The 24,893-nt window shown below is 68.1% G+C and carries 24 protein-coding genes; 13 read left to right on the forward strand and 11 right to left on the reverse strand.

The window, feature by feature from the left end:
- Window position 1: 1 nt before the first annotated feature.
- From ACI1V7_RS10255 to ACI1V7_RS10270, 4 genes are all read right to left on the reverse strand, one after another.
- Window positions 2-1,090 (reverse strand): ABC transporter permease, encoded by a 1,089-nt coding sequence (locus ACI1V7_RS10255; protein ID WP_404531660.1) that lies wholly within the window; start codon window positions 1,088-1,090, stop codon window positions 2-4.
- 6 nt (window positions 1,091-1,096) lie between these two features.
- Window positions 1,097-2,626, reverse strand: a complete 1,530-nt coding sequence (locus ACI1V7_RS10260; protein ID WP_404531661.1) for an ABC transporter ATP-binding protein — start codon at window positions 2,624-2,626, stop codon at window positions 1,097-1,099.
- A gap of 104 nt (window positions 2,627-2,730) precedes the next feature.
- Complete coding sequence (locus ACI1V7_RS10265; protein WP_404531662.1) at window positions 2,731-3,729, reverse strand: BMP family lipoprotein; 999 nt, start codon at window positions 3,727-3,729, stop codon at window positions 2,731-2,733.
- Between the two features lie 386 nt (window positions 3,730-4,115).
- On the reverse strand, window positions 4,116-5,033 hold the full coding sequence (locus ACI1V7_RS10270) for an alpha/beta hydrolase (protein ID WP_404532507.1): 918 nt from the start codon (window positions 5,031-5,033) through the stop codon (window positions 4,116-4,118).
- Between the two features lie 294 nt (window positions 5,034-5,327).
- On the opposite strand from ACI1V7_RS10270, the gene ACI1V7_RS10275 reads away from it, so the two are divergent.
- The 3 genes from ACI1V7_RS10275 (at window position 5,328) to ACI1V7_RS10285 (ending at window position 7,145) form a co-directional block, all read left to right on the forward strand.
- Complete coding sequence (locus tag ACI1V7_RS10275) at window positions 5,328-6,227, forward strand: hypothetical protein (protein ID WP_404531663.1); 900 nt, start codon at window positions 5,328-5,330, stop codon at window positions 6,225-6,227.
- Between the two features lie 92 nt (window positions 6,228-6,319).
- Window positions 6,320-6,622: a YciI-like protein gene (locus tag ACI1V7_RS10280; protein ID WP_404531664.1), complete on the forward strand. Its 303-nt coding sequence runs from the start codon at window positions 6,320-6,322 to the stop codon at window positions 6,620-6,622.
- A gap of 25 nt (window positions 6,623-6,647) precedes the next feature.
- Window positions 6,648-7,145 carry a hypothetical protein gene (locus ACI1V7_RS10285; protein ID WP_404531665.1) on the forward strand — a complete coding sequence of 166 codons (498 nt, stop codon included), beginning with the start codon at window positions 6,648-6,650 and terminating at the stop codon, window positions 7,143-7,145.
- 72 nt (window positions 7,146-7,217) lie between these two features.
- Here the strand turns inward: ACI1V7_RS10285 and ACI1V7_RS10290 are convergent, their stop codons facing one another.
- Window positions 7,218-8,381 (reverse strand): NHL domain-containing protein, encoded by a 1,164-nt coding sequence (locus ACI1V7_RS10290; RefSeq protein WP_404531666.1) that lies wholly within the window; start codon window positions 8,379-8,381, stop codon window positions 7,218-7,220.
- Between the two features lie 217 nt (window positions 8,382-8,598).
- Here ACI1V7_RS10290 and ACI1V7_RS10295 point away from each other — a divergent pair, with 217 nt between their 5' ends.
- Genes ACI1V7_RS10295 through pcp form a run of 3 tightly spaced genes read left to right on the forward strand, consistent with a single transcriptional unit; the run spans window position 8,599 to window position 10,958 of the window.
- Window positions 8,599-9,300, forward strand: a complete 702-nt coding sequence (locus ACI1V7_RS10295) for a DUF969 domain-containing protein (protein ID WP_404531667.1) — start codon at window positions 8,599-8,601, stop codon at window positions 9,298-9,300.
- Window positions 9,297-10,253: a DUF979 domain-containing protein gene (locus ACI1V7_RS10300; RefSeq protein ID WP_404531668.1), complete on the forward strand. Its 957-nt coding sequence runs from the start codon at window positions 9,297-9,299 to the stop codon at window positions 10,251-10,253. Before ACI1V7_RS10295 ends, ACI1V7_RS10300 begins: the two co-directional genes overlap by 4 nt.
- A gap of 18 nt (window positions 10,254-10,271) precedes the next feature.
- Window positions 10,272-10,958 (forward strand): pyroglutamyl-peptidase I, encoded by a 687-nt coding sequence (gene pcp, locus ACI1V7_RS10305; protein ID WP_404531669.1) that lies wholly within the window; start codon window positions 10,272-10,274, stop codon window positions 10,956-10,958.
- A 56-nt stretch (window positions 10,959-11,014) separates the two neighbouring features.
- Here the strand turns inward: pcp and ACI1V7_RS10310 are convergent, their stop codons facing one another.
- Genes ACI1V7_RS10310 through ACI1V7_RS10320 form a run of 3 tightly spaced genes read right to left on the reverse strand, consistent with a single transcriptional unit; the run spans window position 11,015 to window position 14,026 of the window.
- The gene (locus tag ACI1V7_RS10310; RefSeq protein WP_404531670.1) at window positions 11,015-11,914 is read right to left on the reverse strand and encodes a LysR family transcriptional regulator; all 900 of its coding nucleotides are present in this window, start codon (window positions 11,912-11,914) and stop codon (window positions 11,015-11,017) included.
- Window positions 11,915-11,947: 33 nt separating this feature from the next.
- A complete protein-coding gene (locus ACI1V7_RS10315) occupies window positions 11,948-12,868 on the reverse strand; it encodes a pseudouridine-5'-phosphate glycosidase (RefSeq protein WP_404531671.1) in 921 nt (306 codons plus the stop codon).
- 3 nt (window positions 12,869-12,871) lie between these two features.
- Window positions 12,872-14,026, reverse strand: coding sequence for a carbohydrate kinase (locus ACI1V7_RS10320; RefSeq protein ID WP_404531673.1), 1,155 nt, complete (start codon window positions 14,024-14,026; stop codon window positions 12,872-12,874).
- 235 nt (window positions 14,027-14,261) lie between these two features.
- Between ACI1V7_RS10320 and xapA the strand changes: the two genes are divergently transcribed.
- The 7 genes from xapA to ACI1V7_RS10355 all read left to right on the forward strand — a co-directional run bounded on the left by xapA (window position 14,262) and on the right by ACI1V7_RS10355 (window position 22,618).
- Entirely contained in the window at window positions 14,262-15,104 is an 843-nt protein-coding gene (xapA, locus tag ACI1V7_RS10325) for a xanthosine phosphorylase (protein WP_404531675.1), read from the forward strand.
- Between the two features lie 108 nt (window positions 15,105-15,212).
- Window positions 15,213-16,406, forward strand: a complete 1,194-nt coding sequence (locus tag ACI1V7_RS10330; protein WP_404531676.1) for a phosphopentomutase — start codon at window positions 15,213-15,215, stop codon at window positions 16,404-16,406.
- Window positions 16,403-17,359, forward strand: coding sequence for a deoxyribose-phosphate aldolase (deoC, locus tag ACI1V7_RS10335; protein WP_404531677.1), 957 nt, complete (start codon window positions 16,403-16,405; stop codon window positions 17,357-17,359). The genes ACI1V7_RS10330 and deoC overlap by 4 nt, the downstream gene beginning before the upstream one ends.
- 15 nt (window positions 17,360-17,374) lie before the next feature.
- Window positions 17,375-19,759: an aldehyde dehydrogenase family protein gene (locus tag ACI1V7_RS10340; RefSeq protein WP_404531678.1), complete on the forward strand. Its 2,385-nt coding sequence runs from the start codon at window positions 17,375-17,377 to the stop codon at window positions 19,757-19,759.
- A 137-nt stretch (window positions 19,760-19,896) separates the two neighbouring features.
- Window positions 19,897-21,219 carry a thymidine phosphorylase gene (deoA, locus tag ACI1V7_RS10345; protein ID WP_404531679.1) on the forward strand — a complete coding sequence of 441 codons (1,323 nt, stop codon included), beginning with the start codon at window positions 19,897-19,899 and terminating at the stop codon, window positions 21,217-21,219.
- Between the two features lie 106 nt (window positions 21,220-21,325).
- The gene (locus ACI1V7_RS10350; protein WP_404531680.1) at window positions 21,326-21,730 is read left to right on the forward strand and encodes a cytidine deaminase; all 405 of its coding nucleotides are present in this window, start codon (window positions 21,326-21,328) and stop codon (window positions 21,728-21,730) included.
- A gap of 132 nt (window positions 21,731-21,862) precedes the next feature.
- Window positions 21,863-22,618 carry a DUF2076 domain-containing protein gene (locus ACI1V7_RS10355; protein ID WP_404531681.1) on the forward strand — a complete coding sequence of 252 codons (756 nt, stop codon included), beginning with the start codon at window positions 21,863-21,865 and terminating at the stop codon, window positions 22,616-22,618.
- A gap of 82 nt (window positions 22,619-22,700) precedes the next feature.
- Here ACI1V7_RS10355 and ACI1V7_RS10360 read toward each other — a convergent pair whose 3' ends face one another.
- From ACI1V7_RS10360 to ACI1V7_RS10370, 3 genes are read right to left on the reverse strand one after another with little or no spacing between them, the layout of a single operon-like run.
- Window positions 22,701-23,129: a VOC family protein gene (locus ACI1V7_RS10360; RefSeq protein ID WP_404531682.1), complete on the reverse strand. Its 429-nt coding sequence runs from the start codon at window positions 23,127-23,129 to the stop codon at window positions 22,701-22,703.
- Window positions 23,130-23,181: 52 nt separating this feature from the next.
- Entirely contained in the window at window positions 23,182-23,973 is a 792-nt protein-coding gene (locus tag ACI1V7_RS10365) for a LytR/AlgR family response regulator transcription factor (protein ID WP_404531683.1), read from the reverse strand.
- An 11-nt stretch (window positions 23,974-23,984) separates the two neighbouring features.
- Window positions 23,985-24,881, reverse strand: a complete 897-nt coding sequence (locus tag ACI1V7_RS10370) for a sensor histidine kinase (RefSeq protein ID WP_404531684.1) — start codon at window positions 24,879-24,881, stop codon at window positions 23,985-23,987.
- Window positions 24,882-24,893: the final 12 nt, after the last annotated feature.

A 24,893-nucleotide genomic window follows, 5' to 3' on the forward strand; every position in this document is an offset into this window, starting at 1 on the left:
GTCATGCCTCTTTCTTGCTCGTGAGGTTGATGAGTTTCAGCAGGGCCGGCGCATAGAAGTTTTCCATCGCGCCGCAGAACAGGATGATCAGGCCCTGGATGAAGATGAAGGTCTCCTGCGGGATGTTCGGTTTTTCCAGCGACAGATCGAAGCCGCCCTGGATCAGCGCGCCGAACAGCACGGAGGACAGGAAGATGCCGACGGGGGTCTGGCGTCCCATCAGCGCGATCGCGATGCCGATGAAGCCGGCGCCGGCCGGGAAGTTCAGCGACAGGTAGTGGGTCGAGCCGAGGATCGAGTTGACCGAGGCCAGGCCCGCCAGCGCGCCCGAGACGAGCATCGCCACGATGATGGTGCGGCTGATGCGCACGCCCGCGTAGTGGGCGGCGTGGGCGTTCAGGCCGGTGGCGCGCAGCTTGTAGCCCCAGGACGAACGCCACACGGCGAAGCGGTAGAGTACCAGGGCGGCGATCGCCAGCAGGAAGCAGATGTTGAGCGGGGTGTCGCCCAGCACGGGGAACCAGGCGTTCAGCAGCGGCAGCTCGGCGGCGCTGGAGAACACGCGCGAGGCCGGGTTCTGCTCGCCCGCCGGGATCATCTTGATGATCAGGTAGTTCATCAGGCTGGCGGCGATGAAGTTGAACATGATGGTCGTGACCACCACGTGGCTGCCGCGCTTGGCCTGCAGGTAGCCGGGCAGGAAGGCCCACAGCGCGCCGAACAGGGCGGCGCCGATCATGCCGGCCGGGATCAGCAGCCAGCCGGGCAGGTGGGCGTCGAACGCCAGCATGGCCAGCGTCAGGCCCAGGCCGCCCACGTACATCTGGCCTTCGGCGCCGATGTTGAACAGGCCCGCCTGCATGGCGATCGAGACCGCCAGGCCGGTGAAGATGAAGGTCGACGCGTAGAACATCGTGTAGGCCAGGCCTTCCGGGTTCACGATCGCGCTGTCGAACAGGATCGCCAGCGATTCCGTCGGGCTTTCGCCGAGCAGGTGGATGACGAAGCCGGCCACGACGAGTGCCGACAGCAGGTTCAGGATGGGCAGGACGAAACCCGTGGCCCAGCGAGGTAGTTCAGTCTTTTTCATGTCGGATCAGGACTTGTGCAAGCCGCCCATCAAGAGGCCGATGCGGGTGGTGTCGAATTCGTCGATCGGCAGGATGCCGGTGATGCGTCCGCCCGACATCACGATGATGCGGTCGGCCAGCGCGCGCACTTCTTCCAGTTCCACCGAGGACAGCAGGATGGCCACGCCTTCGTCGCGCAGGCGCAGCAGCTGGGTGTGGATGCTTTCGATGGTGCCGATGTCGACGCCGCGGGTCGGCTGGCCCACCAGCATCAGCTTCGGGCAGGCCGCGACTTCGCGCGCGATCACGACCTTCTGCTGGTTGCCGCCCGAGAGCAGGCCGATGCGCAGGTCGGGATTGTTCGGACGCACGTCGAAGGCCTGCATCAGGCCCGCGCAGCGCTGGGCGATCTTCTTGAAGTCGAACAGGCCGACGCGGTTCTTGACCTCGTCCTGGTAGCCGAACACGGTGTTCTGCATGACCGAGAAATCCTTGATCACACCGTCGCGCAGGCGGTCTTCCGGCACGTGGCCGATGCCCAGCCGGCGGAAGGTGGCCGGCAGGCCGTCGGCGTTGGCGCGGCCGCCATAGGGCAGGTCGCTGCCGAGGAATTCGACGCGGCCGGAGGTCGGCAGGCGCATGCCCGACAGGATCTCCAGCAGTTCGCTCTGGCCGTTGCCCGAGACGCCCGCGATGGCGACGATCTCGCCCGCGCGCAGCGTGAAGTCGATGTCGGACAGCAGGGCGACGCCGTTGGCATCCTTCAGCTGCAGGTTCGACACCTTCATCACCTCGGCGCCCGGCTTGTAGGGCGCGCGCGGCAGCTCGCTCTGGATCGGGCGGCCCACCATCATGTTGGCCAGCTGCTCCTTCGAGGTCTCGCGGGTCTGGACGGCGCCGACCACGCGGCCGGCGCGCATCACCGTCACTTCGTCGGTGATGTCCATGATCTCCTGGAGCTTGTGGGTGATCAGGATGATGGTCTTGCCCTGTTCCTTGAACAGCCGCAGGATCTCGAACAGCGACGCCGTCTCCTGCGCCGTCAGCACGGCGGTCGGCTCGTCCAGGATCAGGATCTCGGCGCTGCGGTAGATCTGCTTGAGGATCTCGACGCGCTGCTGGGCGCCCACCGACAGGTCGTGCACGGTGGCGCGCGGGTCGACGTCGAGGCGGTAGCGCGCGCAGATCTCGCGCAGCCTGGCTTCGACCTCGCCGCGCTTGGCGGCCAGCTTGATGCCGCCCTCGTTGCCCAGCATGACGTTGTCGAGCACCGTCATGTTCTCGACCAGCATGAAGTGCTGGTGCACCATGCCGATGCCCAGGGCGATGGCCTCGTGGCTGGTGCGGATGTCCTGCGGCTGGCCGTCGATCAGCACCTGGCCGTCGTCGGCATTGTAGTAGCCGTACAGGATGCTCATCAGGGTCGACTTGCCGGCGCCGTTCTCGCCGATCACGCCGTGGATCGAGCCCTTGGCGATCGCGAAGCTGACGTCGGCATTCGCCTGCACCGCCCCGAAGGCTTTGCTAATGTTGCGAAATTCTACGGCTGGCTGCATAGCGGTCTGTTGTCGTTGGTTTGGAATGCATGCTTTCAAAAAACGCGCCGCGCCGGACTGACCGGCGCGGCGCGCTTCCTCGTGGTACGGGTAAATCGATGCGCTTACTGCGGGCAGGAACCGGCCGCGCGATAGTCGACGACCTTGATCTTGCCGCTGATGATGTCGGCACGGGCCGCCGTCACGCGCTGCTCCATCGCCGCCGGGACGATGGCGCGGTTGTTCTTGTCGAGCGCCCAGTCGACGCCGCCTTCCTTCAGGCCCTTGTAGCTCATGCCGGCCTGGAACTGGCCGTTCTTGGCCTGCGTGAAGGCGTCGTAGGCGGCGTTGCCGACCTGCTTGACCATCGAGGTCAGGACGAAACCGGGCTGCACGTCGTTCTGGTTCGAGTCCACGCCGATCGCCAGCTTGCCCTTGGCCTTGGCCATCTGCAGCGCGCCCAGGCCGGAACCCCCGGCCACGGCGAACACCACGTCGGCGCCGCGGTCGAACTGGGCGCGGGCCAGCTCGCCGCCCTTGGCCGGGTCGTTCCAGGCCGCGGCGGTGGTGCCCACCATGTTCTGCTGCACCTCGATCTTCGGATTGACGGCCTTCGCGCCCTGCACGTAGCCGCAGGCGAAGGCGCGGATCAGCGGAATGTCCATGCCGCCCACGAAGCCGACCTTGCCCGACTTGGCGGCCATCGCCGCGGCGATGCCGACCAGGTAGGAGCCTTCCTGTTCCTTGAACAGGATCGAATTGATGTTCTTGCCGACGGCATTGCCGTCGATGATCGCGAAGTGCACCTTCGGGTATTCCGCCGCGACCTTCTGCACGGCCTGGGTCTGGGAGAAACCGATCGACACGATCAGCTCGAGCTTCTTGCGCGCCAGCGCGCGCAGCACCTGTTCGGCCTGGGTATCGCTGCTGGCCTGGGCTTCGAAGACGTTCAGGCCGGTTTCCTTCTTGAAGCGCTCGACGCCCTCGGCCGCGGACTGGTTGAACGACTTGTCGAACTTGCCGCCAGCATCGTAGACGACGGCGAACCTGGGCATCGCAGCGGCAGCGGCGCCGCCGGCGAGGCAGAAGGCCGCGATCGCCATACTGAACTGCTTGAATCTCATGGTGTGCTCCTGGGAATCCTATATTGTAACCGGCACAACGGCTGCGTTGGGCGGCTTTGCACGGGCGCTCGCGACGGCAGGACATGGCGTGGCCGCGGCGCAAACGCCGGCGGCTCGCTCAACACTGAAGAAGTCCTGGGGTCGCGATGGAGATCGCGTCGGGGCCGGACGCCGGGCCCGGTACAGCGGGCGGTGCGCTCCCGCATGGCGGCGGTCGGCGCGATCCGGCTTGGCAACTATGCATCAGTCCGTTTACTCGTGGCAAATTCGATTTTACTTCGCAATTTATTTAGTTGAAATATAAATGGCGACAACTTTTGGCACTTTCTCACGGAAAACCACAAATAATTGGCAGCGTCATGACGCCAATGGGCGTCGAGCGGGCATCAATGGTGTGCTTCTTCCAGCTGGGCCGTGCTTGCCAGCACGATGCCGTCGGCCTGCGCCGCCGTCTCGAGGATGGCGGGCAGCGTGGCGGTGCCGCCGGCGGCGGCCTCGAGCGGACGGGCGAACTGCGTCGTGAGGAAGCGGGCGATGCGCGCCTGCGTGTCTTCCAGGTAGGGGATGTCGAGGTGGTCGGAACCGGGCACGACGTCGTCGCCGCACAGCGTGGCCAGCTTGGCGACCAGCTGGTCGGTGTGCGAGTGGGGCACGATGTCGTCGCTGGCCGCGCGCAGCACATAGGTCGGCGCCTTGAGCGCGGGCGCGTACTTGATCGACTCGAAGCGGTGGCGCAGCATGTACTCGACCGGCATCACGCGGAACTTGCGCTTGGCGATCGCGACGATCGAATCGTAAGGCGTGATCAGCACGACGGAATGGGCGGGCCGCTCCTTGGCGACCTGCACGGCCACGCCGGAACCGAGGCTGCGCCCGACCACGGCGATGCGGTCAGGGTCGACGTGGACGCGGGCCGCCATCCAGTCGAACAGCATGCAGCCATCCTCGACCATGTGGATCTCGGCCGGCACGCCATGCGACTCGCCATAGCCGCGGTAGTTCACGGCCAGCACGGCCATGTCGGGAAACAGCTTGCCCGCGTCGCGCACGACCCAGGACACTTCCTCGGAGCGTCCGCCGAAATAGACGACGGCCGGGTGGCGGCCCGCGATGCGCGGCGTCATCAGCCAGCCGGACAGGCGCGTGCCGTCCTTCGCGCGCAGCACGACGGGGCGGGTGCGGTGGCCGCTGCTGCGCGGACTCTTTACTTCGCGCTCGACGTTGGGATTGAACACGAGGCGGCGCTGGTTGGCGGCCACGGCCGCCGTCAGGCCCAGCCAGACCATGCTGGCGAAGCCGGCCATGCCGGCGGCAATCTTGTTGCGGGTGCTCATCGTGCTCATCATCGTGCTCCTGGTCGTGCTCCTGGTCGTGCTGCCGATCGTGCTCTTGCTCTTGCTTTCGTTTGCGCCATGCTCGCGCGTTTGCTCATGCATTCAGTCTACGCCTGCCACGCCGTTTTTCCGTGCGCTGCCCATCAAAAGTGTTGACTATAGGCTACAGAAAGGCCGGATTGGTATTCCTGCAACAGCTTGTTACAGCGCGCCCGTTGTTGGCATCCTTCCCCTTTGCTAGGCTGGCGCCAGGAATTGGAGGCGGTGGGGGGCAGCGTAGAACGGACGAAGACGGCAGCGGCAGTACTGGCGATGGGCCTCGGCCTCGGCGCCTGCCTGGGCATTTCGCTGGCGCGCCGCGATGCCGGTGGCACGGATCCCGTGGACGTGCCAGCCGTCCTGGCGTCCGCGCCGGCGCCAGGGGCCATGTCGCCGGAACCCTGGCTGTCGGAGCGGCTGACGGCCGCGCCGGCGGCACCGATGCCGCCGCCGGCCGCCACCCTGGCCCAGCGTCTCGACACACTGGGCGCTAGCGCCGACCCCACGGATGCCTACCGCGCCTGGTGGCTGCTGAACGCCTGCAGCGCCTGGCAGCGCGACGGCCGCCTGCCGCAGCCCGCGACGCGGCTCGACACGGCCGTGGCCGAGCCGATCGCCGACCCCGCGCGCTTCTGCGGCGCGCTGACGGAGCGGATGAAGATGGCGCGCACCGATTACCTGGAGCGCGCGGCACGGGGCGGCCTGGACGAGGCGCTCGGGCCACTCTTGGAGGAGGGGCCGTTCGGCGACCCCAGTGCGCTGCAGACCCGGCCCGACGATCCGCTCGTCAGGGAATGGAAGGAGCGCGTCAGCGGTCTGGCGCGGGGACGCGCGGAACAGGGCAGCTGGACCGGGCTGTACCTGCTGTTCACGGGCCTGCTGTTCGACAATCCGGCCATCGTCGTCAACCCCCAGGACGCGCTGGCCTACGGCATGGCGCTGCGTGACATCATGGTCGAGCTCGACGGCGCGGCGGAGCAGGAGGCGATTCCGTTCAACGGTCCCTTCCTGCACATCGTCGGCAAGGACTTGAGTCCCGCGCAGGTGGCGCAGGCGAGCCGGCATGCGGCCGCCATCGTGGCGCAGGCCGCGGCCCTGCGCGCGGCCGGGAACGGTGGGCACTGATACGGTGTCGCGTGGCGCTGGCGACCGGCCTGAAGGCTTGCCCGATATGGTCTACACTCATTGTGTTTTCGACCACCTGTCAGGGAGACCACGTGCACTACCTCTTGATGTATGAGCTGTCCGACGATTATTTCGAACGCCGCGGCGAATTCCGCGACGCGCACCTGAAACTGGGCTGGGATGCCCACGAACGCGGCGAACTCGTGATCGCCGGCGCGCTGCCCGACCCGTTCGACACCGCGCTGCTGCTGTTCTCCGGCGATTCGCCGGAGGCGGCCGAACGCTTCGCGCAGGCCGACCCCTACGTCACCCACGGTCTCGTGAAAAGCTGGCGCGTGCGCCAGTGGAACACGGCGATCGGCAAGGACGCGGCGACGCCCGTGCGGCCCGCCTGAGGCATCGATGCGCCGCCTTTGGTGCATGGCACTCGCTGCGGCATCCCTGTGCGGCGCCGGGATTCCGGCACTGGCCGGGGAATCGCTGCTGGTCGGCCGCGTCGAGCGGATCACGCTGGTGCCGCGCGGCGCACCCGAGTGCCCGTCCTCGTGCCCGACGACGACGCCCGATGGCCGGCCCTTCGTGTGCGTGAGCAACGAAGGCGGCTGCCAGCACACCCGCTTCCGCATCGAGCAGGTGCTGCTCGGTGACGACAAGCCCGGTCTCAAGGATGTCGACAACGGCATGGGCGAGTGGGGGCAGCTGGTGTTTCCGCTGGAGCATGGCCCCATCCTCGTCCACCTGGATGGCAACCGGGTGCGCTGGTCCCAGGTGGTCAGGCGTGATGGCCGGCTCTGGTTTGCCCCGCAGTCCTTCAAGCGCGACGTCATCCAGGGTGTGGCGCCTGCGTCGATCGAAGCCGGTGCGGACGGCTGGGCACCGCTCGACCTGTTGCTCGAACGCCTGCATTTGCCGCATTGAGTCTGCCGCCTTGAGTCTGTCGCATCGAGTTTGACGCAGCGAGCCGTTCGACAGACGCCGGCTTGCCGCGCCTCAGCGCGGCGGCAGCAGCTTGACCACCATATTGTGCGCGGTCAGCGCGAACGAGCGGTCCGGCGCCAGCGTGATGCCGATCGGGCGCTCCAGGCCGCCGGGCAGGGCGCCCAGCACGATCTGCTGGCGGCCCGGCACCCCCGCCACCGTGCTGGTGACGTTGTCGAGGTTGATGCGGCGCACCGTCGCATTGCCCGTGTCCGTGACGTACAGGTCGTTGCCCTCGACGGCGATGCCGGACGGCGCGCACAGCCGCGACACGCCCGGGCTGCCGTCGTTGCTGCCGCATTGCCCCGCCTGGCCCGCCAGCGTCGTCACCGTGCCGTCCTCGTCGATCATGCGCACGGTCGAGTTGCCCGTGTCGACGACGTACACATTGTCCCACTGGTCCACGCCGACATCTTGCGGGTCGCAGAAGCGCGCCTGCCCGCCCTTGCCGTCGCGGCTGCCGCACACGCCGGGGCTGCCGGCCACGGTGCTGACGTTGCCGGCCTGGTCGATGCGGCGCACCGTGTGGTTGCCGCTGTCGGCCACCCACAGGTTGCCGTGGCGGTCGAGCGCGATGCCGCGCGGCGAGCAGAATTGCGCGAACGTGCCGCGGCCGTCCTGGCTCCCGCAGCTGCCGCTGCCGGCCACGGTGCCGGCCAGTCCCCCTGACGTGATGCGGCGCACGGTGGAATTGCCCGTGTCGGTGACATAGACGTTGGCACCGGCATCGGTGGTGAGCCGGGTGGGCGTGTTGAAGCGCGCCGCGGCGCCCTGTCCATCCGCCTGGCCAATGACGCCGGGACTGCCAGCCAGCGTGGTGACCACGCCGGCCGGCGTGATCTTGCGGATGACGGCGCTGGCCGGCTCCGCCACGTACAGGTTGCCCGCATCGTCGGCGCCGATGCCTTGCGGCGCGTTGAAACGCGCGTCCGGGCCCGTGCCGTCGCGCGTGGTGGTGCACTGGCCGCAGATGTCGCCGGCGATCGGGAACAGGCCCGTCGCGCCCTGCGGACGGTCGGGATAGCTGGGCCAGTCCGGATGGTCGGGCCAGTGCGGCCCGGAATGCCAGCCGAAGCCGACGGCGACTTCGCCGCCGCAGCCGTTCAGGCCGGCAGCGACGACCGCCGCCAGCAGGCAGGACGACAGCCGTGAAGAAGGGGAAGTGAAGGCACGCATGATCGGTCCCGGAACGATGAGCAAAGACGGAAAGAGGTTACGGTGCGGGGCGGCGAGCATCATGCGTGCGCTCAATATGCGCCAGCCGGCGTGTGCAGGTCGGCGTTATCCTGCGTAAAAGCGACGCCGCCGCGGACGACGGCCGCGGCGCCGGCTCATGCATGATGGATCGAGCACTGAGGTAATATTCTTACAACAACAACTCAGTCGACATCCCATGCATACCGCCGTCAACCTGTGGCCGCTGCTCGGCATCGCCGTCGTCGTGGCCGGATTCCTGCTGCGCGCCCATCCGGTGCTCGTCGTGGTCGCCGCCTGCGGCGTCACCGGTGCCGCCGCGGCGATGGCGCCGCTGCAGATCCTCGAGACCCTGGGCAGCGCCTTCGTCAAGACCCGCAACCTGCCGCTGATCCTGCTGCTGCCGCTGGCCGCGATCGGCCTGCTCGAACGCTTCGGCCTGAAGGAGTACGCGCAGACGCGCATCGCCCGGGTGCGCTCGGCCACGGCGGGGCGCCTGCTCACCGTCTACCTGCTGGCGCGCGAGACGGCGGCCGCGTTCGGCCTGACGAGCCTGGGCGGCCATCCGAACATGGTGCGCCCGCTGGTGGCGCCCATGGCCGAGGCGGCGGCCGAGGCGGCAGCGCAGCAACGGGGCGGCACCCTGGACGAGGCGCAGCGCCTGCGCATCCGCGCCATGAGCGCGGCCACCGACAACGTCGGCCTGTTCTTCGGCGAGGACATCTTCGTCGCCTTCGGCGCCATCGTGCTGATGCAGACCATCCTGCGCGCCGAAGGCATCGAGGTCGATCCGCTGCACATGGCGCTGTGGGGCATCCCGACGGCCATCACGGCGTTCGTGGTGCACGCCTGGAACCTGCGCCGGCTGGACGCACGCCTGCGCCGCGAGGTGGCGCGATGATCGTCTCGATCGACCATTTCTACGTGCTGGTGGGCCTGCTGTTCGCAGCCGTCGCCGTCATGAATCTGCGCGACCGCGCCAATCCGCGCCGCTTCTCCACCGCGCTGTTCTGGGGCATGTACGCCTTGCTGTACCTGGCAGGCGAGCGCTTGCCGGCGGCGGCGGCGGGAGCGCTGATGATCGCGATGGCGCTCGTCGCCGGCTGCGGCCTGGTGCGCCCCGGACGCGCCGCCGTGCCGCCGGAAGACGAACGTCTTGCCAGCAGCGCGCGCCTGGGCGGCAGGCTGCTGCTGCCGGCGCTGGCGATTCCCGTCGTCACCGTGATCGGCTCCACGCTGCTCAAGGATGCGACGGTCGACCTGCGTCCGCTGCTCGATCCGAAGAACCTGACGCTGGTGAGCATGGGCTGTGGCGCCGTGGCCGCGCTGGCGCTGGCCTGCGTGGTCACCCGCGCCACGCCGTGGCAGGGCGTGCGCGAGGCGCGCCGCCTGGTCGACGCGATGGGCTGGGCCGTCGTGCTGCCGCACATGCTGGCCGTGCTGGGCCTGCTGTTCGCCGAGGCAGGGGTGGGCAAGGCGGTGGCCCACGTCGTCACGACGGCGATCCCGCTCGATTCGCCATTCCTCGCCTGCGCCGCGTTTTGCATCGGCATGGCATTATTTACCGTCGTGATGGGCAACGGCTTCGCGGCCTTTCCCGTGATCGCGGGCGGCATCGGCATTCCGGTGCTGGTCGGCAGCTACCATGCGAATCCGGCCGTGATGGCCGCGATCGGCATGTTCAGCGCCTACTGCGGCACCCTGATGACGCCGATGGCGGCCAATTTCAACGTGGTGCCGGCGGCCTTGCTGGAACTGCCGGACAAGCACGCCGTGATCAAGGCCCAGGTGCCGACCGCCCTGCCGGTGCTCGTCGCGAACATCTTCCTGCTGTATTTCCTGATGCATCACTGATGTACGAATGAGCGAAACATGACGACGACGACCCCCACCAGCGCAACACCGACCGCCACCAAGACCATCCTGCTGACCGGCTTCGAGCCCTTCAACGGCGCCGCCATCAATCCGTCCTGGGAAGCGGCGCGCGCGCTCGACGGCTGGTCCGGGCCCGGCTTCCAGGTGGTGGCGCGCCAGCTGCCCTGCGAATTCGGGCGCGTGAACGTCGCGCTGCTGGAAGCCGTGGCGGCCGTGCAGCCGGACATCGTCATCGCCGTGGGCCAGGCCGGCGGCCGTCCCGAGATCTCGGTCGAGCGGGTGGCGATCAACATCGACGACGCCACCATCGTCGACAACGCGGGCGCCCAGCCGGTCGACACGGCGATCATCGCGGGCGGCCCCGCCGCCTATTTCAGCACGCTGCCGATCAAGGCCATCGTGCGCGCGCTGCGCCTGCGCGGCTTCCCGGCCGGCGTCTCGCAGACGGCCGGCACCTTCGTCTGCAACCACGTGTTCTACGGCCTGATGCACCATGCCGTCGGCCACAGCGCCCTGAAGGCGGGCTTCATCCACGTGCCCTTCCTGCCCGAGCAGGCGGCCGACCGTCCGGAGCGTCCGCCCTCGATGGCATTGAAGGACATCGTCGACGGCCTGCGCATCGCCGTCGAGGTGAGCGTCACGGCCGACGAGGACGTAACCGAGGCGGGCGGCGCCACGCATTGATCGCGTCGCTGCCGCGACCACGGTAGGGTGGGCACGGCCGTGCCCACCATTGCACGCTATTCCGCTGGATGGAGGATGTTGAGGAAGGCCCTGACCACGGGCGCGTCGTCCTGCACCGGATACGTGATGTACAGGTTGGCCGACGGCGCGTCGGCCCGGATGGGCAGGAAGCGCACGCCCGGCCAGCCGATGCGGCTGGTGGTCTGCGGCATCAGGGCCACGCCCAGGCCCGCGCCCACCATGGCCAGCAGCGTCTGCGGCTCCGCCGCTTCCTGGAAGATGGTGGGCTGGAAGCCGGCGGCCACGCAGCACTGGATCAGGTAGCGCGGCTCGGCCGACTGGTCCAGGTGCAGCGTCAGCATCGGCTCGCCCGCGATGTCGGCCAGGTCGACCGCGTCCCGCTGCGCCAGCGGATGGCGCGCATTGACGGCCACGCAGAAGCTCTCCTGGAACGCCAGCTCCTGGCGCAGGCTGGCGTGCCTGAGCGCGTCGTCGTCCACGCGCGGCTCGCGCCAGAAACCCACGTCGATCTGCTTCGCGCGCAGCGCATCCCACTGGTCGTTCGGACCGAGTTCGTGGATGGTCCAGGTCACGCGCGGGTACTGGCTCTGGAACTGCTCCAGCAGGCCCGGGATCGGCCCCCACATCGCCGAGCCCACGATGCCCACGCGCAGCCTTCCGACCTCGCCGCGGTCGATCTGGCGGATGGTGTCGATGGTCATGCGCATGCGGCCCAGCAGGTCGGCCGCCTCGTGCATCAAGGCCTTGCCGGCCACGGTCAGCTCGAAGCTGCGCGTGGTGCGCGCGAACAGGCGCACCCCGAGCTCGCTCTCGAGCTTCATGATCTGCTGCGACAGGGGAGGCTGCGAGATGTGCAGGCGTTCGGCGGCGCGGCTGAAGCTCTTTTCTTCGGCCACCGCCAGGAAGTATTTCAACTGCTTCAGGTCGATCGACATGGGCGTGCTCGCAATGCTTGCTGCGGTTGGGTCTTACTCGTGGGCCGTCCTGCCCAGCGCGACGGCCAGCCGCGCGCCGACCAGGGCATTGTGCTTGACGAGGGCGATGTTCGTGGCCAGGCTGCGCCCGCCCGTCAGTTCCTTGATGCGCGCCAGCAGGAAGGGCGTGACGGCCTTGCCCTTGACGCCCTGTTCGTCGGCCTCGCGCAGCGCCTGGGCGATGATGCCGTCGATCTCGTCGTTGCGCATGGCCGCCGCTTCCGGCACCGGATTGCTGACCACCACGCCGCCGGCCAGGCCGAGCTGCCACTTGGTGCGGATGAAGCGTGCCTGGTCTTCCGGGCTGTCGAGCTGGAAGTCGGCGTTGAAACCGCTTTCGCGCGTGAAGAAGGCGGGGAAACCCGGCTGGCCCACGCTGATGACCGGCACGCCGTGCGTCTCCAGGTATTCCAGCGTCAGGCCGATGTCCAGGATCGACTTCACGCCGGCGCACACGACGGCCACGCCCGTCTGCGCCAGTTCCTGCAGGTCGGCGGAGATGTCGAAGCTGGTCTCGGCGCCGCGGTGCACGCCGCCGATGCCGCCCGTGACGAACACCTCGATGCCGGCCAGGCGCGCGCAGATCATGGTGGCGGCCACGGTGGTGGCGCCCAGCTTTTTCGTGGCCAGCACGTAGGCCAGGTCGCGCCGGCTGACTTTCAGCGCATCCTTCGACTGGCCCAGCAGTTCCAGCTGGTCGTCCGACAGGCCGATGCAGACCTTGCCGTCGATGAGGGCGATGGTGGCCGGCACCGCGCCCGCGTCGCGGATCACCTGCTCGACCTCGCGCGCCGTCTGCACGTTCTGCGGATACGGCATGCCGTGCGAGATGATGGTCGACTCGAGGGCGACGACGGGTTTGCCGGCGGCGCGCGCGGCCTGGACTTCGGGGGAGAATTGGAGGAAGGCTTGCATGGATCAGTCCTGTTCGTTGAAAGGCATGTGGGTAGGGGCGCCGGCCAGGCTCTCGGGATGCAGGTCGGGGTGCACGGTCTCGGCGGTGGCGAGCGTCAGCGCCGACAATTGCAGGCCACGGCGGCATGCGAGCACCAGGTCGCCCTCGCCATGGCCATCGGCCTGCACCAGCGACCAGCACACGCCGGCCGCGAAGGCGTCGCCGGCGCCGGTCACGTCGACCACGTCGGCCGGCGGCGCCGGCAGGCGCGCGATCGTGCCGCCAGTGGTGCCGCCAGCAGCGCCGCCGACGGTGACCAGCACGCCGTCCGCGCCGCGGGTGACGACCACGTCGCGCACGCCCTGGGCCTGCACCTCGCGCATGGCGGCTTCCAGCGCGGCGTCGCCGTCGAGCGGACGGCCCACGCGCGCCGCCAGTTCGCCGGCGTTCAGGATCAAGAGGCGCACGCCGGCCAGGTCGCGCGGCAGGCGCGCCATCTTCGGCTCGGACACGGCAACCAGCACCAGCGGCACCTCCGCGCGGCGCGCCTGGCCGACCAGCGCCTCGATGGTCTGCGCCGGCAGGTTCAGGTCGGCGACGAGGAGGGCGGCCGTCGCGACCTGGGCCTGGCGCGCGGCCACGAAGGCGGGGTCGATGCGGTCGTACAGGGCCATGTCGGCCAGCGCGACGACCATCTCGCCGTCCTGGTCCAGCAGCGCCGTGTAGGTGCCGCTCGAGACATCGTCCAGGCGCAGCGCGCCGCGGGTATCGATGCCCACCGTCTCGGCATGGGCGAGCAGGGCGGCGCCCGAGCTGTCGCCGCCGATCGCCGTCAGCAGCGCCACCGGGCTGCCCAGGCGCGCCAGGTTCTCGGTGATGTTGCGCGCCACGCCGCCGAACGATTCGGTCTGGGTCGCGGGATTCGACGTGCCCATGGCCAGCGGCGCGTGCGAGCGCAGCTTGCGGTCCAGGTTGGCGGCACCGATGCAGACGACGGGCCGGCGGTCCGGCAGCACGTAGGCGCGGCCGAGCAGCTTGCGCTCGCGGATCAGGCCGGCGATATGGCCGGCCACGGCCGAGCGCGACAAGCCCAGCTGGTTGGCCAGGTCCTGCTGCGCGATGAACGGATTCGACCGTATCAACTCGAGCAATTGTTGTTTTTTAGAGTATTCGCTCACGTAGGGAACCGCGTTAAACTTTTGTTTTTAATGTTAGACAATTGTCTGAATAGCGTCAACGTAGACCTTGGCAGCTAATTTATATCTTTCACATATAAATCGTCCAGAAAAATGGTATTTGCCATACCAATCCGGGATAATGCATAGTTCGGCAATTCCCCCCAATTCCACTGACGACTCTGCGCCGGAACCCACCGTTCCTGCCGGCATACCACATCCTCGACCCATTCCGACCATGACCACTCACCAGTTCAGCAACACCCCCTTCGAAGCCGCCGACGTCATCCGTGCCCGCAAGCCGGGCTTCACGCCGCGCGTGGCCCTGATCCTCGGTTCCGGCCTCGGCGTGCTGGCCGAGCAGATGACGGATGCCGTCTCGATCAGCTATGCCGACCTGCCGGGCTTCCCGATCAGTACCGTGCACGGCCACGCCGGCGAACTGGTCCTCGGCATGCTGGCCGGCGTGCCGGTCGTGTGCATGAAGGGCCGCGGCCACTTCTACGAAGGCTACGGCCCGGGCGTGATGACGTCCGCCGTGCGCACCTTCAAGCTGATCGGCTGCGAACTGCTGTTCGTCACGAACGCGGCCGGCTCGCTGCGTCCGGAAGTGGACGCGGGCAGCGTCGTCGTCCTGAACGACCACATCAACCTGCTGCCGGGCAGCCCGATGGCCGGCCCGAACGACGAGCGCTTCGGCCCGCGCTTCTTCAGCATGGCCAATGCCTACGACGCCGACATGCGCGCGCTGGTGAAGGCGACCGCCGAAGAGAAGGGCATCACCCTGGCCGAAGGCGTGTACCTGGCCTGCCCGGGCCCGAACTTCGAGACCGCCGCCGAAATCCGCGCGTTCAAGGCGCTGGGCGCCGACGTGGTCGGCATGTCGGTGGTGCCGGAAGTGATCTCGGCACGCCACTGCGGCCTGAAGGTGGCCGGCCTGTCCGCCATCACCAACCTGGCCGAGGGCCTGACCCCGTTCCCGCTGTCGCACGAGCAGACGCTGAAGTACGCGGCCGTCGCGGCCAAGGACATGGTGGCGCTGATCCACGGCTTCATCGAACGCCTCGGTAAAACTGCTTAATCGATACGTCGTCCCTGCGAAGGCAGGGACCCGATTTTGCATGCGCAGTGTAGACGCCGGCGAAATTGGGCCCCTGCCTTCGCAGGGACGACGGTCTGGAGATAACTTATGTCACGCGCATTCATCCTCCTGCTTGACTCCTTCGGCCTCGGCGCCTTGCCCGACGCGGAGAAATACGGCGACGCAGGCGCCAACACCCTCGGCCACATCGCCAAGTGGGCCGCGGAAGCGGGCAAGCCGATGGCCCTGCCCAATCTGGAACAGATCGGCCTGGGCGCCGCGGCGCACAAGGCGAGCGGCGCCTGGCCGGCCGGCTTCGCCAGGCGCGACGGCTTCACGGGCGCCTGGGGCGTGGCCCGCGAACAGTCGACGGGCAAGGACACGCAGAGCGGCCACTGGGAAATCGCCGGCGTGCCCGTGCTGTTCGACTGGGGCTACTTCCCCAAGACCGTGCCGACGTTCCCGCAAGAGTTGACGGACAAGCTGCAGGCGCTCACGGGCGTGCCGGGCTGGCTGGGCAACTGCCACGCATCGGGCACGACGATCATCTCGGAACTGGGCGACGAGCACGTCGCCACCGGCAAGCCGATCATCTACACGTCGGCGGACTCGGTGATGCAGATCGCCGCGCACGAGGAACACTTCGGCCTGGAGCGCCTGTACCAGGTGTGCGAAGCGGCCTATGAGCTGGTCAAGCCGTACAACATCGGCCGCGTGATCGCGCGTCCGTTTACCGGCGAAGCCGGAGTCTACAAGCGTACCGGCAACCGCCACGACTACGCCGTGCCGCCGATCTCGCCGACGCTGCTGGACCACGTCAAGGACGCTGGCGGCGAGGTCATCGCGCTGGGCAAGATCAGCGACATCTTCGCGGGGCAGGGCGTCACGCGCCTGATCAAGGGCGCCGACAACATGGCGCTGTTCGACCGCCTGCTCGAGGTGGCGGACGAGGCGCCGGAACAATCGCTGACCTTCGTGAACTTCGTCGACTTCGACATGCACTTCGGCCACCGCCGCGACGTTGCCGGTTACTCGAACGCCCTGCACGAGCTGGATGCGCGCCTGCCGGACTTCCTGGCCAGGCTGAAGGAAGGCGACCTGGTGGTCGTCACGGCGGACCACGGCTGCGACCCGACCTGGCCGGGCTCCGACCACACGCGCGAACACATCCCCGTGCTGTTCTTCGGCCCCGCCGCCCCGGCACGCGAGCTGCCCGTGTCCGACACCTTCTCCGACATCGGCGCCACGCTTGCCAAGCATCTCGGCGTCAAACCCCTTGCTAACGGAACTGCCCTGCTATGACCCAGAACCCGGAATTCAAACGTAACACGGCCGTCGGCCTCGACCTGGGCTGGATCAACCACCTGAAGGTCAACCGCAACGCCGCCGACCGCCGCGCCGCCAGCCTGGCGAACCGCCGCACCGTCAAGAAGGACTACCAGGCGGCCTGGCTGGTCAAGGCCATCCAGTGCATCGACCTGACCACGCTGTCCGGCGACGACACCCCGGGCCGCGTCGAGCGCCTGTGCCGCAAGGCCATGCGTCCGCTGCGCGCCGACCTGATGCAGGCACTGGGCCTGGACGAGCTGACCACGGGCGCCGTCTGCGTGTACCACGAGATGATCGAGCCGGCTGGCCGCATCCTGCAGGGCCGCCTGCCGATCGCCGCCGTGTCGACCGCGTTCCCGGCCGGCCTGTCGAGCATGGAAACCAAGGTGCGCGAGATCGAACTGTCGGTGGCCGCCGGCGCCACCGAGATCGACATCGTCATCACGCGCCAGCACGTCCTGACGGGCAACTGGCAGGCGCTGTACGACGAGATGGTCGCCTACCGCGAGGCCTGCGGCGATGCCCACGTGAAGGCGATCCTCGCGACCGGCGACCTGGTCACGCTGGAAAACGTGGCCAAGGCCTCGTGGGTGTGCATGATGGCGGGCGCGGACTTCATCAAGACCTCGACCGGCAAGGAAGGCGTGAACGCGACCATCCCCGTGTCCCTCGTGATGGTGCGGGCGATCCGCGAGTACTACGAACAGACCGGCTTCATGGTCGGCTACAAGCCGGCCGGCGGCGTCTCCACCGCGAAGTCGGCGCTGCAGTACCTGACCGTGATGAAGGAAGAGCTGGGCAACGAATGGCTGCAGCCGCACCTGTTCCGCATCGGCGCCTCGAGCCTGCTGACCGACATCGAGCGCCAGCTCGAGCACCACGTCACGGGCTTCTACTCGGCCGCCCACCGCCACGCGCAACCCTGATCACGACAGAACACCATGCCAACGATTAAAGAGATTCTTCAGACTATGGATTACGGCCCCGCACCCGAAAGCACCAAGGAAGCGCACGCGTGGCTGGAAGGGCGCGGCCGCCGTTTCGGCCTGTTCATCGACAACAAGTGGACCGAGCCGGGCGAGACCTTCGGCACCTTCAATCCGGCCGACGGCAGCGAGCTGGCGCAGGTCACCCAGGCCACCGAGGCCGACGTGCAGCAGGCCGTGGAAGCGGCGCGCCGCGCGCACCCGGCCTGGGTCGCCATGGGCGGCCACGGCCGCGCCACCGTGCTGTACACGCTGGCCCGCCTGCTGCAGAAGCATGCGCGCCTGTTCGCCGTGCTCGAGACGCTGGACAACGGCAAGACCATCCGCGAGACCCGCGACGCCGACCTGCCGCTGGCCGCGCGCCATTTCTACCACCACGCCGGCTGGGCCCAGCTGCAGTCGGAAGAATTCGCCGACTACCGCGCCGTGGGCGTGGTCGGCCAGATCGTGCCGTGGAACTTCCCGCTGCTGATGCTGGCGTGGAAGGTCGCGCCCGCGCTGGCCGCCGGCAACACCATCGTGTTCAAGCCGGCCGAGTACACGTCGCTGACGGCGCTGCTGTTCGCCGAGATGTGCCAGATGGCCGGCGTGCCGGCGGGCGTGGTCAACGTCGTCACGGGCGACGGCCGCGTGGGCGAAGCCATCGTCAACCATCCGGACATCAACAAGCTCGCGTTCACCGGTTCGACCGACGTGGGCCGCATCATCCGCAAAGCCACCGCCGGCAGCGGCAAGAAACTGTCGCTGGAACTGGGCGGCAAGTCGCCGTTCATCGTGTTCGACGATGCCGACCTGGATGCCGCCGTCGAAGGCCTCGTCGATTCGATCTGGTTCAACCAGGGCCAGGTGTGCTGCGCCGGTTCGCGCCTGCTGGTGCAGGAATCCGTGTACGAGCGCTTCATCGGAAAAGTGAAGGCGCGCATGCAGAACCTGCGCGTCGGCTCGCCGCTCGACAAGTCGACCGACATCGGCGCCCTCGTCGACCCGGTCCAGCAGCAGCGCATCCACGGCCTCGTGGAATCGGCGCGCGCCGAAGGCTGCGACGTGTGGCAGCCATCCTGCGCCACGCCGGGCGAGGGCGCGTGGTACCTGCCGACGCTGATCACGGGCGCTTCGACCACCGCCACCGTCAGCCAGACCGAGATCTTCGGCCCCGTGCTGGTGGCGATGAGCTTCCGCACCCCGGGCGAGGCCGTGCAGCTGGCCAACAACACCGTCTACGGCCTGGCGGCCTGCGTCTGGACCGAGTCGATCAGCCTGGCGCTGGACGTGGTCCCGCAAATCAAGGCCGGCGTCGTGTGGATCAACACGGCGAACCAGTTCGATGCCGCCTGCGGCTTCGGCGGCTACAAGGAATCGGGCTTCGGCCGCGAAGGCGGCAAGGAAGGCATGGTCGAATACCTGACCCCGCGCGCGGAAGACGCGCGGCCGAACCTGGCGCAGGCCGTCGTGAAAGCGAAGGCCAACGCCAAGCCGGCGCAGGAAGCGAATCCGTTCCAGATCGACCGCACTGCCAAGCTGTACATCGGCGGCAAGCAGGCGCGCCCGGACAGCGGCTACAGCCGCGCGATCCATGGCGCCGGCGGCGAGTTCCTGGCCGACATCGGCGAAGGCAGCCGCAAGGACATCCGCAACGCCGTGGAAGCGGCGCACAAGGCGTCCGGCTGGACCAAGGCGACGGCGCACAACCGCGCCCAGGTGCTGTACTACATCGCCGAGAACCTGGCCGTGCGCGCCGACGAATTCGCCGAGCGCATCGCCCGCCAGACCGGCAGCAAGAACGCCGAGAAGGAAGTGCAGGCATCGATCGAGCGCCTGTTCTACTGGGCCGCATGGGCCGACAAGTACGACGGCGCCGCGCACCAGCCGCCGATGCACGGCATCACCGTCGCGCTGAACGAACCGGTCGGCGTGATCGGCATCGTGTGCCCCACCGAGAACCCGCTGCTGGGCTTCGTCTCGCTGGTCGCGCCGGCCATCGCGCTGGGCAACCGCGTGATCGCCGTGCCGTCGGAAGCGCATCCGCTGTCGGCGCTGGACCTGTACCAGGTGCTCGACACCTCGGACCTGCCGGGCGGCGTGCTGAACATCGTCACCGGCTCGGCCGACGAGCTGGCGCGCACGCTGGCCTCGCACTTCGACGTCGACGCCGTGTGGCGCCACGACGGTTCGGCGGAAGGCTGCGCGGAAGTCGAGCGCCTGTCGGCCGAGTCGCTGAAGCGTACCTGGGTCGGCGGCGCCAAGGGCCGCGACTGGTTCGATGCGAAGCAGGCGGCCGGACGCACGGTGCTGCAGCATGCGAGCCAGGTCAAGAACGTGTGGATTCCGTACGGCGTGTAATTCACCGCGATCCGAAAACCCGTCGTTCCCGCGCAGGCGGGAACCCAAGTTTGCCGGCGTTGCGCTAGCGTAAATTGGGTTCCCGCCTGCGCGGGAACGACGTTTTTGAGCCAACAATTTAGGAAACGGGAAATACCATGTTCCTCCCCCAAGAAATCGTCCGTAAAAAGCGCGACGGCGGCGTCCTCTCCGCCGAAGAGATCCAGTTCTTCGTGCGCGGCATCCCGGACGGCAGCACCACCGAAGGCCAGATCGCCGCGCTGGCGATGGCCGTCTACTTCAACGACATGACGATGGATGAACGCGTCGCCTTCACGCTGGCGATGCGCGATTCCGGCCAGGTCATGGAGTGGAAGTCGCTGGACCTGCCCGGTCCCGTGGTCGACAAGCACTCGACCGGCGGCGTCGGCGACGTCGTCTCGCTGATGCTGGGCCCGATGGTCGCCGCCTGCGGCGGCTTCGTGCCGATGATCTCGGGCCGCGGCCTGGGCCACACGGGCGGCACGCTCGACAAGTTCGACTCGATCCCGGGCTACAGCACCGTGCCGGAGCCGGAACTGTTCCGGAAAATCGTGCGCGAAGTGGGCGTCGCCATCATCGGCCAGACCGCCCAGCTGGCGCCGGCCGACAAGCGTTTCTACAGCATCCGCGATACCACGGCGACCGTGGAATCGGTCGCGATGATCACGGGCTCGATCCTGTCGAAGAAGCTGGCGGCGGGCCTCGACGCCCTCGTCATGGACGTCAAGGCGGGCAGCGGCGCATTCATGCCGACGTATGAAAAATCCGTGGAGCTGGCCGAGTCCATCGTCCACGTCGGCAACGGCGCGGGCACCCGCACGTCGGCGATCCTGACGGGCATGAACGAATCGCTGTGCCCGGCCGCCGGCAACGCCGTCGAAGTGCGCGTCGCGATCGACTACCTGACCGGTAAATCGCGCCCGGCGCGCCTGCACGAAGTGACGATGGCGCTGTGCGCCGAGATGCTGGTCGTCTCGGGCCTGGCCGCCACCGACGCCGAAGCGCATGCCAAGCTGCAGAAGGCGCTGGATTCGGGCGAAGCGGCGGAACGCTTCGCGCGCATGGTGACGGCGCTGGGCGGCCCGGCCGACCTGATGGACAAGCCGGACGCCTACCTGGAGCAGGCGCCCATCGTCGTGCCCGTACCGGCGCTGGAAGCCGGTTACGCCTACGCGACCGACTGCCGCGACCTGGGCCTGGCGGTGGTGGGCCTGGGCGGCGGCCGTACCCGTCCGCAGGACACGATCGATTTCGCCGTCGGCCTGACCGGGCTGGTGGAGCTGGGCACGAAGATCGACGCGGGCCAGCCCCTCGCGCTCGTGCACGCACGCACGCAGGACGCGGCCGAGCGCGCCGTGCGCGAAGTGCAGGCGGCCTACCGCATCGCCCAGCAAGCACCGGCGCCGCAGCCGATGATCTACAAGACCATCCGTCCGTAATAACCACCGCCGCCCCTGCGCAGGCGGGGGCCCAATGTGGCGCAGCCGCTCAGCATGCGACATTGGGTCCCTGCCTTCGCAGGGACGACGCTTTCGGGGATCTCCCATGCAATACCAACAACTGATCGACGAAGCCCGCGCAGCCCGCCTGCTGGCCTACGCCCCGTACTCGAACTTCAAGGTGGGCGCCGCCCTGCAATGCAAGGACGGCCGCGTGTTCCGCGGCTGTAACGTCGAGAATGCCGCCTACGGCCTGTGCAACTGCGCCGAGCGCACCGCCTTCTTCTCGGCCATCGCCGCTGGCTGCCAGCCGGGCGATTTCGCGGCGCTGGCCGTGATCGGCGAGACCGAGGGGCCGATCGCCCCGTGCGGCGCCTGCCGCCAGGTGATCCTGGAGCTGGGCGGCAACGCGCTGCCCGTCGTGCTGGCGAACCTGAAGGGGGACGTGATGGAGACGACGGCCGCGGCCCAACTGCCGAACGCCTTCGGCGGCCGCGACCTGGGGAAATAAGCGCCGGACGCCGATCCAAAGGCCAGGCTTCAGCGCCCTTTAAGTCAGCAGCGGCCAAATCTGCGAAACTTGAAAACATGGATAAGCCCACAACATGATGGGCTATCCCCTGTCATCAGCAAGGAGTAGAACATGAGCCCGCAAGACACGCAGATGTTGCAAGACTTCCTTGACCAGCTGGTCAAGGCCCGTGGCATCCAGAAGGACCAGGAAGCGGATGCGATGATCCAGCGCGCCGTCGCGCAACAGCCCGATGCCGCCTATCTGCTGGTGCAGCGCGCGTTGCTGGTGGGACAGGCGCTCGACAATGCCAAGGCCCGCATCGCCACGCTGGAAGGCCAGCTGCGCCAGGCTCAATCCAGCGGCCAGCAGGGCGGCAACGGCCGCTTCCTCGACGCCGACACCTGGGGCAATAGCGGCGCAGCGCGTCCGGCCGCGCAGGACCCGGGTTACGCCCGTGGCGCCCCGGCACCGTACCAGCCGCAATACGAACCCCAGTATCAACCGCAATACCAGCCGCAGTACCAGCAACCGCAGCGCGGCGGCTTCCTCAGCGGGGGCTTCGGCTCGACGCTCGGTTCGATCGCCACCACGGCCGCCGGCGTGGCCGCGGGCGGCTTCCTGTTCCACGGACTGGAAAGCATGTTCAACCACAACGAGGGCGGCGGTTCCCAGCACCTGTTGAACAGCGAGGACAAGGGCAACAACCTGTTCAGCGACCAGTCCGGCAGCTCGCTGGCGGACCAGGCAGGTGTGGGTGATGTCGACAGCGCGCTCAGCAGCGACAACGGCCGCGGCCAGGGCTTGTTCGACAGCAATGCCGAGAACGGCATCGATGGCGGCGGCTTCTTCGACGGCGACGGGTCGGACGAAGGGCTGTTCAGCTGAGGCCTTTGCGCCCTCCCGTGGGCGGTGGGCACGTGGTGCCTACGCCGGCCGCGGCCACCCTACGTCCGTGCAGGGATGACGGTCAATGGTTGAACAAGGCCTCGGGATTCCACGGATCGTAGGTCCCCACGTTCCACACATGGCCTTCGGGGTCGCGGCACATGAAGCCGCGGCTGCCGAATTCCGTATCGGACGGCTCCTGCAGGATGACGGCGCCGGCATTGCGGGCGCGTTCGCAGACGCGGTCGGCATCGTCCACCTGCAGGTAGACCGTCTGCGTCTCGCGCCCGTCGACCTGGTCCGGCTGCACCAGCACGCGGCCATAGTCGTCGTCTTCCGTCACGGTGCCCAGCATGATCATGCCGCCGCCCAGCGTCAGCTGGGCATGGGCGATGGCGCCGTCCATGCCGGGAACGGCCACCTGGCAGGCGAAGCCGAAGACTTCGCCGAGCCAGTCGATGGCGGCAGGGGTATCGCGGTAGCGCAGGCAGGGGATGGCGATCGATGGCATGGCGGCTCTCCTTGATGGGCGATACCGCATGCTACCAGCCTTGCGTGGGGATTCACATCTGCTGGAAAAGATAGGTGTGATTGCGGCTCACCTCGACCTCGCCCGCATGGTTGCGCAGGCGCAGCATGTGGCGCCCGCGCGCGTCGCGCACGACCTCGCTGATGGCATCCACGCGCACGAGCGTCGAGCGGTGCACGCGCCAGAACTCGTCTGGATCCAGCTCGTCCAGTAATTCCTTCAGCGTCTTGCGAATCAGAAATTCCCCGCCCGCCGTCTGCACCCGCGTGTATTTCTCGTCGGACTGGAAGTACAGCACTTCGCGCGTGCTGATCATGCGCAGGCTCGCGCCGACCTGGGCCTGGATCCAGCGCAGGTAGTTGGGCCGGGCCGGCTTGCCCTGGTGTTCCAGCAGCGTCGTCAGGCGCGCCAGCTGCTGGCCGATGTCCTGCGGCGCGGGAGCGTCACCGGCGCGGGCCTGCAGGCGCTTGCGGATGCGCGCGCAGGCGGTGGCCAGGCGCTCGGGCGACACGGGCTTGAGCAGGTAGTCGAGCGCACCCTGTTCGAAGGCGTCGAGCGCGTACTGGTCGTAGGCGGTGGCGAACACGATGTGCGAGCGCGCGTACAGGCGCTTGGCCGCCTCGATGCCGGACAGGCCCGGCATGCGGATGTCGAGGAAGGCGATGTCGGGCCTGTGCAGCTCGCCCAGTTCGACGGCCTCGACGCCGTTGGCCGCCTCCGCCACGATGGCGAGCTCCGGCCACACGGCGGCCAGGCGCGCGCGCAGCAGGTCGCGCATCGGGGCTTCGTCGTCGGCGATCAGCGCCGTCACGGCTCGCTTGTTCATGCCTTGCTCATTCATGCGGTTTCATCCTCCATCATCTTGTACGGAAGGCGGATCGTCGCGCACGCGCCGCCGCCTTCCGGCATCGAGATCGCGAGCTCGGCCTGCCCGCCGTACAGCAGCTGCAGGCGCTCGCGGATGTTCGCCAGGCCCACGCCGTCGTCCGCATGCGGATCGATGCCGATGCCGTCGTCGCAGACCTCGACCTGCAGCGTGCTGCCCGCCACGCCGGCGCGCACGACAACGGTGCCGCCGGCGATCTTCGGCTCCAGCCCGTGCTTGATGGCGTTCTCGATCAGCGTCTGCAGCATCATGGGCGGGAAGGGCGCGCTGCATAGAAAGTCCGGCACCTCGAAGCGCACCTGCAGCCTTTCCTTCATCCGGGCCTGCATGATGGCGAGATAGGCGCGCGACAGCTCGACCTGCTTGCCGAGCGTGGCGCCGCCGCGCGCGCGCATCTGCGGCAGCGTGGAGCGCAGGTATTCGATCAGGTGAGCGTGCACGCGCGCCGCCTCGCGCTGGTCGGTCTCGATCAGCTGGCCGATCAGGGCCAGCGTGTTGAACAGGAAGTGCGGTTCCACCTGGGCCTGCAGCGCGGCCATCTGCGCTTCCATCAGGCGCCGCTCCAGCGTGGCGACGTTGGCCTGCAGCGTGGCGTCGCGCGCCGCCAGCTCGGCTTTCCTCTTGCCGCCCGCCAGCACCTTCACGCCGAAGGACACGAACATGTACCAGAACGCGGGCTCCGGCGTGTTCACGATGATGAAGAACGCCCACGCCAGGAACCAGGTCAGCAGCAGCTGGCGCCACTCGACGACGGCGAGCCAGTCGAAGAAGCGCCACCACAGCTTGCGCGCTTCGCCCATGGCGTCGCGCACGAAGTCGAGCATGCGGTTGATCTGGCTGGCGCGCATCGTGTCGGTCCC

The organism is Massilia paldalensis, assembly GCF_044901715.1.
Taxonomy (GTDB): Bacteria; Pseudomonadota; Gammaproteobacteria; order Burkholderiales; family Burkholderiaceae_D; genus Telluria; species Telluria paldalensis.